This window comes from Streptococcus infantis (assembly GCF_019929665.1).
In the GTDB taxonomy this organism is placed as follows: domain Bacteria; phylum Bacillota; class Bacilli; order Lactobacillales; family Streptococcaceae; genus Streptococcus; species Streptococcus infantis_H.
Map to the genome: position 1 here is coordinate 1 of NZ_JAHZPZ010000005.1, position 15557 is coordinate 15557.

Annotated in this window: 10 protein-coding genes; all 10 read left to right on the top strand. The window is 40.8% G+C overall.

Translation table 11 applies throughout. The features are described 5' to 3' along the window. A partial coding sequence (locus K1I61_RS07685; RefSeq protein WP_223335813.1) for an SIALI-17 repeat-containing surface protein occupies nucleotides 1-303 on the top strand: 303 nt, incomplete at its 5' end. Nucleotides 304-594: 291 nt separating this feature from the next. Beyond that, on the top strand, nucleotides 595-1293 hold the full coding sequence (locus K1I61_RS07690; protein WP_223334651.1) for an N-acetylmannosamine-6-phosphate 2-epimerase: 699 nt from the start codon (nucleotides 595-597) through the stop codon (nucleotides 1291-1293). Nucleotides 1294-1409: 116 nt separating this feature from the next. Then, entirely contained in the window at nucleotides 1410-2729 is a 1320-nt protein-coding gene (locus tag K1I61_RS07695; protein WP_006149425.1) for an ABC transporter substrate-binding protein, read from the top strand. A gap of 235 nt (nucleotides 2730-2964) precedes the next feature. Continuing rightward, nucleotides 2965-3831, top strand: coding sequence for a carbohydrate ABC transporter permease (locus K1I61_RS07700; protein WP_053092415.1), 867 nt, complete (start codon nucleotides 2965-2967; stop codon nucleotides 3829-3831). A 16-nt stretch (nucleotides 3832-3847) separates the two neighbouring features. Further along, nucleotides 3848-4687, top strand: a complete 840-nt coding sequence (locus K1I61_RS07705; RefSeq protein WP_004250812.1) for a carbohydrate ABC transporter permease — start codon at nucleotides 3848-3850, stop codon at nucleotides 4685-4687. Nucleotides 4688-4943: 256 nt separating this feature from the next. Continuing rightward, nucleotides 4944-5396 (top strand): NanQ anomerase/TabA/YiaL family protein, encoded by a 453-nt coding sequence (locus K1I61_RS07710; RefSeq protein WP_004250815.1) that lies wholly within the window; start codon nucleotides 4944-4946, stop codon nucleotides 5394-5396. A 19-nt stretch (nucleotides 5397-5415) separates the two neighbouring features. Next, nucleotides 5416-6066 (top strand): YesL family protein, encoded by a 651-nt coding sequence (locus tag K1I61_RS07715; RefSeq protein WP_006152862.1) that lies wholly within the window; start codon nucleotides 5416-5418, stop codon nucleotides 6064-6066. A 163-nt stretch (nucleotides 6067-6229) separates the two neighbouring features. After that, nucleotides 6230-7147 (top strand): dihydrodipicolinate synthase family protein, encoded by a 918-nt coding sequence (locus K1I61_RS07720; RefSeq protein ID WP_006149428.1) that lies wholly within the window; start codon nucleotides 6230-6232, stop codon nucleotides 7145-7147. A gap of 15 nt (nucleotides 7148-7162) precedes the next feature. After that, nucleotides 7163-8047 carry an ROK family protein gene (locus K1I61_RS07725; protein ID WP_049494263.1) on the top strand — a complete coding sequence of 295 codons (885 nt, stop codon included), beginning with the start codon at nucleotides 7163-7165 and terminating at the stop codon, nucleotides 8045-8047. A 312-nt stretch (nucleotides 8048-8359) separates the two neighbouring features. After that, complete coding sequence (locus K1I61_RS07730) at nucleotides 8360-15502, top strand: alpha-L-fucosidase (RefSeq protein ID WP_223335814.1); 7143 nt, start codon at nucleotides 8360-8362, stop codon at nucleotides 15500-15502. Nucleotides 15503-15557 lie beyond the last annotated feature (55 nt).

A 15557-nucleotide genomic window follows, 5' to 3' on the forward strand; every position in this document is an offset into this window, starting at 1 on the left:
CTTCCAGAATTCACAGGCGGAGTAAACGCAGTTGAAGCGCTCAAGAATGAGCTTCCAGAATTCACAGGCGGAGTAAATGCAGTCGAAGCAGCCAAAAACGAACTTTCGGAATATAAGGTTGAAGAAAAACCGCTTGTCACTTTAGTAGCACAGCAAGACAAGACATATCAAGCTCCAGCAGCTCAACCACAACAACCAACTCTCCCTGCAACAGGAAGTGAGGTTTCAACTCCTCTAGTATCTGTGGGAATGGTTGGAATGCTTCTCGGCTTGTTTGGAATGGCTAAGAAAAAAGAAGATTAATGGTAACATTGAATCTAAAAAGTCTCTATAAAAAAAGTTTAGACTTATATTAGAAGGGTCTGTAACGTTCATTCGTTACAGGCTCTTTATTTGTAGAAAGCGAAGATCCTAGTAGAAATAAGCGGACGGAAGGCGATTATAATTCGGGTTTTTCTCTCTGAAACTACTTTCAGGAGATTCTGTTTCATAAAATTGTTTTGAAACTTCAATCTATTCTAGTACAAGTTATTGAAAGCGCTTTAAAAATGATATATAATAGGCTCATAAGAAAAAAGAAAAGGAGGAAAGTGGATGCCACAGATCAGTAAAGAAGCTTTGATTGAGCAGATTAAAGATGGAATCATCGTTTCTTGTCAGGCACTTCCTCACGAACCGCTTTATACAGAAGCGGGAGGTGTAATGCCCTTGCTAGTCAAAGCGGCTGAGCAAGGTGGAGCAGTCGGTATCCGAGCAAATAGTGTTCGGGATATTAAGGAAATCAAAGAGGTCACAAATCTTCCGATTATCGGAATTATCAAACGTGATTATCCACCACAGGAACCATTCATCACAGCTACTATGAAAGAAGTTGATGAACTAGCAGCTCTAGATATTGAGGTAATCGCTCTAGATTGTACCAAGAGAGAACGCCATGATGGCCTAGAGATTCAAGAATTTATCCGTCAAGTCAAAGAAAAATATCCAAACCAACTCTTGATGGCTGACACAAGTACCTTTGAAGAAGGACTAACAGCAGTTGAGGCGGGAATCGACTTTGTCGGAACAACTTTGTCAGGCTACACATCTTATAGTCCAAAAGTGGATGGTCCAGATTTTGAACTCATCAAGAAACTATGCGATGCAGGTGTAGACGTCATCGCAGAAGGAAAAATTCATACACCAGAACAGGCTAAGCAAATCCTAGGTTACGGAGTGCGAGGCATCGTAGTTGGTGGCGCTATTACTAGACCAAAAGAGATCACGGAACGATTTGTTGCAGGTCTCAAATAAGATAATTAAAACACGAGGAGAGTGGTTGATTCGTAAAACAAAATGTAAACGTATACAAAGTTGTCAATACTCATTATCCGTTTCGGATACGCACATCATCATTTAGGAGAATACTAATGAAATTTAGAAAACTAGCTTGTACAGTACTTGCGGGTGCTGCTGTTCTATCTCTTGCTGCTTGTGGCAAATCAGACGCTAAAAAAGACGCTGCAAGTGATGCAGGAAAAACTGAAATCACTTGGTGGGCTTTCCCAGTCTTCACCCAAGAAAAATCTGGTGACGGTGTTGGAACTTATGAAAAATCTATCATCGAAGCTTTCGAAAAAGCAAACCCAGATATCAAAGTTAAACTAGAAACAATCGACTTCAAATCTGGTCCAGAAAAAATCACGACAGCTATTGAAGCTGGAACTGCTCCAGATGTACTTTTCGATGCACCAGGTCGTATCATTAATTACGGTAAAAATGGTAAATTAGCTGAGTTGAATGACCTCTTTACAGATGAATTTGTTAAAGATGTTAACAATGAAAACATCATTCAAGCAAGTAAAGCTGGCGATAAAGCATACATGTATCCAATCAGTTCTGCACCATTCTACATGGCTATGAACAAGAAAATGTTGGAAGATGCTGGTGTAGCTAACCTTGTTAAAGAAGGTTGGACAACAGATGATTTTGAAAAAGTCTTGAAAGCACTTAAAGACAAAGGATACACTCCAGGTTCATTGTTCAGTTCTGGTCAAGGGGGAGACCAAGGAACACGTGCCTTCATCGCTAACCTTTACGGCGGTTCTGTAACAGACAAAGAAGTTACTAAATACACAACTGACGATCCTAAGTTCGTCAAAGGTCTTGAAAAAGCAACTAGCTGGATTAAAGATGGTCTGTTGAACAACGGTTCACAATTTGACGGTGGAGCAGACATCCAAAACTTTGCAAACGGTCAAACATCATACACAATCCTTTGGGCACCAGCTCAAAACGGTATCCAAGCTAAACTCTTGGAAGCAAGTAAAGTTGAAGTGGTAGAAGTTCCATTCCCATCTGATTCAGGCAAACCAGCTCTTGAGTACCTTGTAAACGGATTTGCAGTATTTAACAACAAAGATGAAAAGAAAGTTGCTGCTGCTAAGAAATTCATCCAATTCATCGCTGATGATAAAGAATGGGGTCCTAAAGACGTAGTTCGTACAGGTGCCTTCCCAGTTCGTACTTCATTTGGAAAACTTTACGACGACAAACGTATGGAAACAATCAGTGGTTGGACTCAATACTACTCTCCATACTACAACACAATCGACGGATTTGCTGAAATGAGAACTCTATGGTTCCCAATGTTGCAATCAGTGTCTAACGGTGACGAACAACCTGCTGCAGCTTTGAAGACATTCACTGAAAAAGCGAATGAAACAATCAAAAAAGCAGCTAAACAATAAGCCCTAAATAAAAAGTAAAATCACCCCCTTTTCCCTGTGCACATCTGTGTACGAAAAGGGGGAGTTTTGTTTAAAAAATGTAAGGAACTGACAGGTCAAAATTAAAATGAAGTTCTTACATAGGCTTTTCTTGGAAAAAATTTCATTTTGATTTTACATCAATGTCAGACGACAATCAAAAAAACAAAAACTATTTGAAAGTGAGGTGCCAACTGTGAAAGTCAATAAAATTCGCATGAGAGAAACAATTGTTTCTTATGCTTTCTTAGCACCAGTATTAATCTTCTTTACCGTCTTTGTCCTAGCTCCAATGATCATGGGATTCATCACTAGTTTCTTTAACTACTCGATGACTAGCTTTGAGTTTGTGGGACTTGACAACTACATCCGCATGTTTAAAGACCCTGTCTTTACAAAATCTTTGATTAATACCGTAATCTTAGTTATCGGATCTGTACCAGTCGTTGTACTATTCTCACTATTTGTGGCATCACAAACTTACCAACAAAATGCAGTTGCTAGATCCTTCTATCGTTTCGTATTCTTCCTTCCTGTTGTAACAGGTAGTGTTGCCGTAACGGTTGTATGGAAATGGATTTATGATCCTCTATCAGGTATTTTGAATTTCGTGCTTAAGTCAAGCCATATCATTAGCCAAAACATTTCTTGGTTGGGTGACAAAAACTGGGCTTTGATGGCGATTATGATTATTCTTTTGACAACATCAGTTGGTCAACCAATCATCCTCTACATCGCTGCAATGGGTAATATTGACAACTCTCTTGTTGAAGCGGCACGTGTCGACGGAGCTACTGAGTTACAAGTTTTCTGGAAGATTAAATGGCCAAGCCTCCTTCCAACAACTCTTTATATCGCAATCATTACAACAATCAACTCATTCCAGTGTTTCGCTTTGATTCAGCTTTTGACTTCCGGTGGTCCAAACTACTCAACAAGTACACTCATGTACTACCTTTACGAAAAAGCCTTCCAATTGACTGAGTATGGTTATGCCAATACTATTGGTGTATTCTTGGCAGTTATGATCGCAATTGTCAGCTTTGTTCAATTTAAAGTACTTGGAAACGACGTAGAATATTAATAGAAAGGAGACAGCTATGCAATCTACACAAAAGAAACCTTTAACAGCCTTCACTGTTATTTCAACCATCTTCTTGCTTTTATTGACTGTACTCTTTATCTTTCCATTCTACTGGATTTTGACAGGTGCATTCAAATCACAACCAGATACCATTATGATTCCACCACAATGGTTCCCTAAAGCTCCAACAATGGAGAACTTCCAACAATTGATGGTGCAAAACCCAGCCTTGCAATGGATGTGGAACTCAGTCTTCATTTCATTGGTAACTATGTTCTTGGTTTGTGCAACTTCATCCCTAGCAGGTTATGTATTGGCTAAGAAACGCTTCTATGGACAACGCATTCTATTCGCTATCTTTATCGCTGCCATGGCTCTTCCAAAACAAGTTGTCCTTGTACCATTGGTACGTATCGTCAACTTCATGGGAATCCATGACACTCTTTGGGCGGTTATCTTGCCTTTGATCGGATGGCCATTTGGGGTCTTCCTCATGAAACAGTTCAGTGAAAACATTCCAACAGAATTGCTCGAATCTGCTAAAATCGATGGATGTGGTGAGATTCGTACTTTCTGGAGCGTAGCCTTCCCTATTGTGAAACCAGGATTTGCAGCTCTTGCAATCTTTACCTTCATCAATACATGGAATGACTACTTCATGCAGTTGGTTATGTTGACATCTCGTAACAACTTGACCATCTCACTAGGGGTTGCAACCATGCAGGCTGAAATGGCAACCAACTATGGATTAATCATGGCAGGGGCTGCTCTTGCAGCGGTGCCAATCGTAACAGTCTTCCTTGTCTTCCAAAAATCCTTCACTCAAGGGATTACTATGGGAGCCGTTAAAGGTTAATACTCTGCGAAAATTGAATTCAAACCACGTCAGCGACTCCTTGCCGTACTCAAGTACAGCCTGCGGATTGCTTCCTAGTTTGCTCTTCAATTTTAATTGAGAATAGGAAAATCTATTTATTGAAAACGATACAGTATTATAAGTGTCTACAAAATGGATAGGAGTTGCTTACTTCATGAAGTTTTGTTAGACACTTATAAACTTACTGGCTAGACATTTTGTGTCTGAAGATAACAATCAGGTAAAGGAAATTACTATGATTTTTGATGATTTAAAAAACATTAGCTTTTACAAGGGAATTCATCCAAATCTCGATAAGGCCATCGATTATCTCTATGAGCATCGTAAAGATAACTTTGAATTAGGTAAATACGATATTGATGGAGATAAGGTCTTCTTAGTTGTACAGGAAAATGTTCTCAACAAAGAAGAAAATGATCGCTTTGAGCACCACAAAAACTATGCAGACTTGCATTTGTTAGTTGAAGGACATGAGTATTCTAGCTACGGTTCTCGTATCAAAGATGAGGCTGTAGCCTTTGATGAAGCTAGCGATATTGGCTTTGTTCATTGTCACGAACAATACCCACTCTTGTTGGGATATCACAATTTTGCAGTTTTCTTCCCAGGAGAACCTCATCAGCCTAACGGTTATGCAGGTATGGAAGATAAAGTTCGCAAATATTTATTTAAAATTTTAATCGATTAGTCAGTTAGGAGGAGAAACAATGGCACATAAAGGATCTGGATTGATAAAAGCGGCATTCGATACGGATAACTTTCTGATGCGTTTTTGCGAGAAAGTTTTAGATATCGTGACGGTTAACCTACTCTTTGTTGTGTCTTGTCTGCCTATTGTGACTATTGGAGTAGCTAAAATCAGTCTCTATCAGACAATCTTTGAAGTGAAGCACAGCCGTCGTATTCCTGTTTTCAAAATCTATATTAGAGCCTTCAAGCAAAATTTGAAATTAGGTTTTCAGTTAGGTTTGCTGGAATTAGGAATCTTTTTGATCAGTGTGATTGACTTATCACTATTTTGGAGTCAAACTGGTGTTGCCTTTCAGCTTATTAAAGCTATTTGCTTGGGAATTCTGATATTTTTAACCCTAGTTATGTTGGCTAGCTATCCAATTGCTGCACGCTATGAATTAACTTGGAAAGAAGTGCTTCAAAAGGGCTTGCTTTTGGTCAGCTTTAACTTCGTTTGGTTCTTCTTGATGCTTGCAATTATTTTGTTAATCATTATGCTTCTCTATCTATCAGGCTTTACTCTAGTGCTTGGTGGTTCAGCATTTCTACTCTTTGGCTTTGGTCTTCTTGCCTTTTGCCAAGCTGGATTAATGGAAAAATTGTTTGCTAAATATCAAGCAGATTGAAAATGATATGAAACTACTTTCAAACAAGAAAAGCTATGGGAGATGAATAGAAATTAAAATCTAAGTGGCTAAGATGTATTGAAAGCGCTTTTTACAAGGTGTATACTAAAATAGTAAAAAATCATCTGCTCAAAGCAGAAAAAAGAAATCTTAGGAGAAATCTATGTCAGATTTAAAAAAATATGAAGGTGTCATTCCTGCCTTCTACGCATGTTATGATGATGCGGGTGAAGTTAGCCCAGAACGTACTCGTGCCTTGGTACAATACTTTATTGATAAAGGTGTTCAAGGACTTTACGTTAATGGTTCTTCAGGTGAGTGTATCTACCAAAGTGTAGAAGACCGTAAATTGATCTTGGAAGAAGTTATGGCAGTTGCTAAAGGTAAATTGACCATCATTGCTCACGTAGCTTGCAACAATACAAAAGATAGTATTGAATTGGCTCGTCATGCAGAAAGCTTGGGTGTTGATGCTATTGCAACAATCCCACCAATTTACTTCCGTTTGCCTGAGTACTCAGTTGCTAAATACTGGAACGACATCAGTGCTGCAGCACCAAATACAGACTATGTTATCTACAACATTCCTCAATTGGCAGGTGTTGCTTTGACTCCAAGTCTTTACACAGAAATGTTGAAAAACCCACGTGTCATTGGTGTTAAAAATTCTTCAATGCCAGTTCAAGATATCCAAACTTTTGTTAGTCTTGGTGGTGATGATCATATCGTCTTTAATGGTCCAGACGAACAATTCCTAGGCGGACGTCTCATGGGAGCAAAAGCTGGTATCGGTGGTACTTATGGTGCTATGCCAGAACTCTTCTTGAAACTCAACCAATTGATTGCGGATAAAGACCTAGAAACAGCGCGTGAATTGCAATACGCTATCAACGCTATCATCGGTAAATTGACTGCAGCTCATGGGAATATGTACTGTGTGATTAAAGAAGTCTTGAAAATCAATGAAGGGCTTAACATCGGATCAGTTCGTTCTCCACTTACACCAGTGACCGAAGAAGATCGTCCAGTTGTAGAAGCAGCTGCTCAATTGATTCGTGAAACTAAGGAGCGTTTCCTCTAATCAATAGGAGGCTTTATGACTAATTACGTTGCAATTGATATTGGTGGAACTAATATCAAATACGGTTTAATTGACCAAGAGGGACAACTTGTAGAGACTAACGAAGTAGCGACTGAGGCTCACAAGGGTGGTCCACACATCTTACAGAAAACAAAAGATATCGTAGCTAGCTATCTAGAAAAAGGACCAGTGTCAGGTGTAGCCATTTCCTCTGCGGGAATGGTTGATCCTGATAAGGGTGAGATTTTCTACGCTGGTCCACAGATTCCAAATTATGCCGGGACCCAATTTAAAAAGGAAATCGAAGAAAGCTTTAACATTCCTTGTGAAATTGAAAATGATGTTAACTGTGCAGGGCTTGCTGAAGCTGTCTCTGGTTCAGGAAAGGGTGCAAATATTACCCTTTGCTTGACGATTGGGACTGGTATCGGTGGCTGCTTGATCATAGATGGACAAGTTTTCCATGGCTTTAGTAATTCTGCCTGTGAGGTTGGTTATCTGCACATGCAGGATGGAGCTTTCCAGGATTTAGCGTCTACGACAGCTCTTGTTAAGTATGTGGCTGATGCACATGGAGATGAAGTGGAACAGTGGAACGGTCGCAGAATTTTCAAAGAAGCTACCGAAGGCAATAAACTCTGTATGGAGGGAATTGACCGCATGGTAGAATACCTTGGTAAGGGTCTCGCAAATATTTGTTATGTTGCCAATCCAGAAGTTGTCATCCTTGGTGGTGGTATCATGGGGCAAGAAGCAATTTTGAAACCAAAAATCCGTAAGGCTTTGAAAGATTCGCTTGTTCCAAGCTTGGCAGACAAGACTCGACTTGAATTTGCCCACCATCAAAATACTGCTGGCATGCTCGGTGCTTATTATCATTTCAGAACCAAACAGTCCTAAATTGGCTTTGCCAATTTAGGGTTTTTTTGGCAGGAAAAAAGCTAGGTAAAACTTTAATAAAACTTTGGAAGCCCTTGCATTTCTTGGGATAATATAGTATATTTATTATACTGAGAAATCTCGAAAAAGCGGTTGTAAAATCAAGTCATTTTTTTATTCAGAAAAATGTAAGCGATTTCTAAAAATGAATCTAAACAGAAGATAAGAGTGGGAGGAAGAAGAGTTTTAAAGTAGCACTGAGAAATAGAATTGTCGCCAGCAGAAACTGGGCTCTTGCAGTAGCTGACTGCTTTTGTTCATTAGGAGAATTTGATGAAACAGTATTTTTTAGAAAAAAGTCGTATATTCAGTATTCGTAAACTAACGGTTGGTGTAGCCTCTGTGGCAGTTGGACTGGCTTTTTTTGCATCTGGAAATGTTGCCGCTAACGAAGTTGTGACAGAGCCAAAACTGGAAGTAGAAGGTCAGGCCAAAGAAGTAATCGATGTCGATAAAGAAAAAGTTGAAGCAGTTAAGGAAACTAAAGAAGTAGTGAGTCCTGTAAAAGAAGAAGTTGCTGAACAAGCAGCTCCTGCTACAGAAAAAGTAACAGAAGAAACTAAAACTACTGAAGAGGCTGGAGATTTACTTCCAGTAGAAATTCCTGACCGTGCCTATCCTGATACACCAGTGAAGAAACTTGACAGTTCAGCGATTGTATCAGAAAAAGATAGCCCGAAAGTTGAAACTAAAAGTATTTTAAAAGCTGAAGAAGCAAGTACAACTGAAGGCAAAAAAGAAAATAGAGCCATTATCAATGGTGGCCAAGACCTTAAGCATATCAATTATGAGGGGCAACCAGCTACATCGGCTACCATGATTTACACAATCTACAGTTCACCTCTAGCAGACGGTGGAACTCAGCGTTACCTCAATTCAGGTTCAGGTATCTTTGTGGCTCCAAATATCATGCTGACAGTCGCTCACAATTTCTTGAAGAAGGATGCCGAAACCAATGCTGGTAATATCTTAGGTGGTGATACTGCTAAGTTCTACTACAATGTTGGTTCTAATACTCCAAAAGAAAGATCATTGCCAACTTCAGGAAAAACTGTTTTGTTCCAAGAAAAGGATATTCATTTCTGGAATAAAGATAAGTTTGGTGAAGGATACAAGAATGACCTAGCCTTGGTTGTGGCTCCAGTTCCAGTACAGATTGCAAGTCCAAATAAGGCAGCAACCTTTACTCCGTTAGCAGAGCATCGGGAATACAAAGCTGGAGAACCTGTGAGCACAATTGGCTATCCTACAGATTCAACTTCTCCAGAATTGAAGGAACCAATTGTACCTGGTCAATTGTATAAGGCAGACGGTGTCGTTAGAGATACTGAAAAGTATGATGATAAGGGAACAGTAGGTGTTACCTATCGTTTGACTTCTGTATCAGGTCTTTCTGGTGGTGGAATTATCAACGGTGATGGTAAGGTCATTGGGATCCACCAACGTGGTACTGTTGATAATGCGAACATTGCTGAAAAAGACCGCTTCGGTGGAGGTCTAGTTCTATCTCCAGAACAACTAGCATGGGCTAAAGGCATCATTGATAAATACGGTGTTAAAGGCTGGTATCAAGGCGATAACGGTAGCCGTTATTACTTTACTCCAGAGGGAGAAATGTTAAGAAATAAGACAGCAGTTATCGGTGAAAACAAATATTCATTCGATGAAAGTGGTGTAGCAACTCTCCTTGAAGGCGTTGACTATGGCCGTGTAGTTATCGAGCATGTGGACCAAAATGATAACCCAGTCAAAGAAAACGATACCTTTGTAGATAAGGCAGAAGTTGGTGCTCAATTCAACTATAACTATAAAACAGAAATTGAAAAGACTGACTTCTTCAAGAAGAATAAAGAAAAATATGAGATTGTATCGATTGATGGCAAAGCTGTCAATAAACAATTGAAAGACGCTTGGGAAGATGATTATAGTGTTGTGAGCAAGGCTCCTGCAGGAACTCGCGTCATCAAGGTGGTTTATAAAGTGAACAAAGGTTCCTTTGAGGTTCACTATCGCTTAAAAGACTCTGATAAAGAGTTGACAACTGCAGATGTGGATAATAACGAAGGTAAAGAATACGATGTTTCCTTTGTTCATAAATTCCAAGCCAAAGAAATTGCAGGTTATCGTGCAGTAAATGCAAGTCAAGAAGCAACTATCAAGCATAAAGGGGTGAATGAAGTTATTTTTGAATACGAAAAGATTGAAGATCCAAAACCAGCAACTCCTGTAACTCCAGTAGTTGATCCAAAAGATGAAGAAACAGAAATTGCTGCTTACGGTCCACTTCCAAGCAAGGCTCAATTGGACTACCACAAGGAAGAATTGGCTGCCTTCATCCACTATGGTATGAATACTTATACCAACTCTGAGTGGGGGAACGGTAGAGAAAATCCTCAGTACTTCAATCCAACTAACCTTGATACAGATCAGTGGATTAAGACTTTGAAGGATGCTGGATTCAAACGAACAATCATGGTTGTAAAACACCATGACGGATTTGTGATTTATCCATCTAAATATACAGACCATACGGTGGCTGCAAGTCCATGGAAAGATGGTAAGGGTGACCTTCTCGAAGAAATCTCTAAATCAGCAACTAAGTATGACATGAATATGGGTGTTTACTTATCACCATGGGATGCCAACCATCCTAAATATCATGTTGCAACTGAGAAAGAGTACAACGAATACTACCTCAACCAACTCAAGGAAATCCTTGGCAATCCTAAATACGGAAACAAAGGTAAATTCATCGAAGTTTGGATGGACGGTGCGCGTGGTAGCGGAGCTCAAAAAGTAACGTATACCTTTGATGAGTGGTTCAAGTACATCAAGGAAGCTGAAGGAGATATCGCTATCTTCTCTGCTCAACCGACAAGTGTCCGTTGGATCGGTAATGAACGTGGTATCGCAGGAGATCCAGTTTGGCATAAGGTCAAGAAAGCTAAAATCACTGATGATGTGAAGAATGAATATCTTAACCATGGAGATCCAGAAGGAGATATGTACTCAGTTGGTGAAGCAGACGTTTCTATCCGATCAGGTTGGTTCTACCATGACAATCAACAGCCAAAATCAATCAAAGATTTGATGGATATCTACTTCAAGTCTGTTGGTCGTGGAACGCCACTTCTCCTCAATATTCCACCTAATAAAGAAGGTAAATTCGCAGATGCAGACGTGGCTCGCTTGCAAGAATTCCGAGCAACCTTGGATCAAATGTATGCGACTGACTTCGCTAAGGGTGCAACTGTAACTGCAAGCTCTACTCGTAAGAATCACTTGTATCAAGCAAGTCATTTGACAGATGGTAAGGATGATACGAGCTGGGCACTAGCAAATGATGCTAAGACAGGTGAATTTACTGTCGATCTTGGACAAAAGAGACGCTTTGACGTAGTCGAACTCAAAGAAGATATCGCTAAGGGTCAACGTATCTCTGGCTTCAAGGTTGAAGTTGAACTTAATGGACGTTGGGTACCATACGGTGAAGGTTCGACTGTTGGCTATCGTCGTCTTATCCAAGGTCAACCAGTAGAGGCACAAAAGATTCGTGTAACCATTACTGGTGCACAAGCGACTCCAATTTTGACAAACTTCTCTGTTTATAAGACACCAAGCAGTATCGAGAAGACAGATGGTTACCCTCTAGGACTAGATTACCATTCAAATACAACTGCTGATAAAGAGAATACAACTTGGTATGATGAATCTGAAGGCGTCCGCGGAACATCTATGTGGACTAACCAAAAAGATGCTAGTGTAACCTACCGTTTCACTGGAACAAAAGCATATGTAGTGTCTACAGTTGATCCAAACCACGGTGAAATGTCCGTTTACGTGGATGGTCAAAAGGTTGCAGACGTACAAACCAAAAATGCAGCTCGCAAGCGTAGTCAGATGGTCTATGAAACAGATGACTTGGCTCCAGGTGAACATACTATCAAGCTTGTCAATAAGACTGGCGAGCCTATTGCAACGGAAGGTATCTACACGCTCAACAATGCTGGTAAAGGTATGTTTGAGATGAAAGAAACGACCTATGAAGTTCAAAAAGGTCAACCGGTTACTGTAACCATTAAACGTGTTGGTGGTAGCAAAGGAACAGCAACAGTCCATGTTGTAACAGAACCAGGAACAGGGGTTCATGGTAAAGTGTACAAGGACACAACTGCTGACCTGACTTTCCAAGATGGTGAAACTGAGAAAACAATCACGATTCCAACGATCGACTTTACAGAGCAAGCTGATTCAATCTTTGACTTCAAAGTGAAAATGACTAGCGTTTCTGACAATGCCCTTCTTGGTTTTGCTTCAGAAGCTACTATTCGAGTGATGAAGGCAGAATTGCTCATAAAAGACCAAACAAGCTATGACGATCAGGCAACTCAGCTTGACTATAGTCCAGGTTGGAACCATGAAACGAACTCAGCTGATAAATACCAAAATACAGAATCATGGGCGTCATTTGGACGTTTGACAGAAGAGCAGAAGAAAAATGCCAGCGTAACAGCCTACTTCTACGGAACAGGTCTTGAGATCAAAGGATATGTGGATCCAGGACATGGTATCTACAAGGTGACGTTAGACGGTAGAAAAGTCGAGTATCAAGATGGCCTAGGTAATGCTTCTGAGTACAACGGTAAGAAGTACTTCAGTGGTACAGCTACTACTCGTCAAGGTGGTCAGACTCTTGTTCGTTTGACTGGACTCGAAGAAGGTTGGCATGCTGTAACCTTGCAATTGGATCCAAAACGTAATGATACTACGAGAAATATTGGTATCCAAGTTGACCAGTTCATCACTCATGGTGAAGGTAGTGCTCTTTATACCAAAGCAGAGTTAATCCAAGCCATGAAGAACTGGAAGGATGAGTTGGTTAAGTTTGACCAGACAAGCTTGAAGAATACTCCAGAGGCACGTCAAGCCTTCAAGTCAAACTTGGATAAATTATCTGAGCAACTTTCAGCAAGTGAAGCCAATGCACAAGAAGTTCTGAAGACAGTAGCAGCTTTGCAAACGATCCTTGATAAGGAAGAAAATTATGGCACAGATGATACGCCAACACCAGAACAGCCAGAAGAACCAAACTATGACAAGGCTATGGCAAGTCTGACCGAAGCGATTGAAAGAAAAACAGCTGAACTTGGTGATGACAAGGAAGCTAAGAAGAAGTTAGTTGCATTAACAGAGCAAGCCTTGACAGCCATCCAAGAAGCCAAGACTCAGGATGCAGTAGATAAGGCCTTGCAAGCAGCTTTGGCATCTATCAACAGTCTTCAAGCAACTCCGAAAGAGGAGCCGGCTCCAGAAGAACCAAAACAGCCAGAAGAGCCTAACTATGACAAGGCTATGGCAAGTCTGACCGAAGCGATTGAAAGAAAAACAGCTGAGCTCGGTGATGACAAGGAAGCTAAGAAGAAGCTAGTTGCATTAACAGAGCAAGCCTTGACAGCTATCCAAGAAGCTAAGACTCAGGATGCGGTAGATAAGGCCTTGCAAGCAGCTCTGGCATCTATCAACAGTCTTCAAGCAACTCCAAAAGAGGAACCATCAAAACCAGAAGAACCAGCACAGCCAGAGGAGCCATCAAAACCAGAAGAGTCTAAAGTTGACTACCATAAGGCGATTGCAGATTTGACTGAAGCTATCGAGAAAAAAGCAACAGAACTTGCCGATGATGTAGCTGCTCAGGAAAAACTCGTTGAACTTGGAGAACAAGCTCTTGCGGCTATCCAAGAAGCTAAGACTCAGGATGCTGTTGAAAAAGCCTTGCAAGACGCGTTGGTATCCATCAATAAGCTTCAAGCAACTCCAAAAGAGGAGCCAAGCAAGCCAGAAGAACCAGCAAAACCAGAGGAACCAGCAAAACCAGAGGAGCCAGCAAAACCAGAGGAGGCAAGCAAGCCAGAAGAACCAGCAAAACCAGAAGAACCAGCAAAACCAGAAGAACCAGCAAAACCAGAAGAACCAACACAGCCAGAGGTACCAAGCAAACCAGTAGAGCCTAAGCTTGACTACGATAAAGCTATGGCAAGCTTGTCCGAAGCCATTAAAAGTAAAACAGCTGAGTTGGGTGATGACAAGGAAGCTAAGAAGAAACTAGTTGAACTAGCAGAACAAGCCTTAGCTGCTATTGAAGAAGCCAAAACTCAGGATGCAGTAGATAAGGCCTTGCAAGACGCTTTGGTATCCATCAATAAGCTTCAAGCAACTCCAAAAGAGGAACCAGCTCCAGAAGAGCCTGCAAGACCAGAGGAACCAAGTAAGCCAGAAGAGCCAAGCAAACCAGAAGAACCAAGTAAGCCAGAAGAGGAAGTGAAACATTCAAATCTTCCAACAGAAGGTGTTAAAGAATTGAGTGTAACTCAACCAAGCCTTGAAGTAACGACAGATCCGATTGCCTTCAACACTATTCGTCGTGAAAATTCTCTCTTAGCTAAAGGTAAGGAACAAGTCGTTTCTGAAGGAAAAGACGGACAAGTAACGACTTATGTAGAAGTTGACGGCAGCGATCGTAAGGTTGTTAAGGTTGAACGTGAGGAAGCTCAAGACCGCATCGTTGAAGTAGGTACTCAAGAAGGAACTGCTATGCCGACAGAAGGCGTTATGAACCTGGACTTTAACCTACCAAATCTAAAAGTAGAGAAAGAACCAATCGCCTTCAAGACTGTTCGCCGTGAGAATGCTGATTTAGCTAAAGGTAAGGAACGAGTTGTTTCTGAAGGAAAAGACGGACAAGTAACGACTTATGTAGAAGTCGATGGTGACAACCGTAAGGTTGTTAAGGTTGAACGTGAGGAAGCCCAAAATCGCATCGTCGAAGTTGGAACTAAGGAAGAAAGTCCATCAACTGATAGCACATTGAAGGTCTTGAAAGATTCATCAACAAACTTGAAACTGATTGCTCGAGAAGGGGACCTCAATGGTGGTTCTGTTCTAGAGGTCGATAAGGTTGCTGATCAGGTCTTGGAAGGTCGCCGTTTCGATGCTTATCAAATTCAATTGAAGAATGAGAAAGGCGAACTTGTTCAATTGAAAGGTGCAGCCCTTGTTCAAGTTGCTGTGGCGTCTGATGTAGCCAATGTCTATGCCATGAATGCAAATCGAGAATTGCAGGAAGTGAAGTTTGAACAGAAAGGTTCAGCACTTGAATTTGTAGCTCCACACCTAGGTGTCTATGCGGTAGTGTACAAGGATGCAGCTCAACCAAGTGCACCAGCAAATGTAGAAACTCCTGCTCCACAACCTATGGGAGAAGATAAGCCTTTAGCAGAGGCTAAGGGAACTGTAGCAGATTCTACAAGCAAACAGTTGCCGGCAACAGGAGAAGAAGTAAGTTCAGCTCTCTTGCCTGCCCTCACTCTTGTTTCAGGAATAATGCTATTCTTCTTCAAAAAAGAGATGAAGGATTAGCAGAGACTAAATCAAAGAAAGTATTTTAAACACTAAAAAAAGGGAGTCCCGTAGT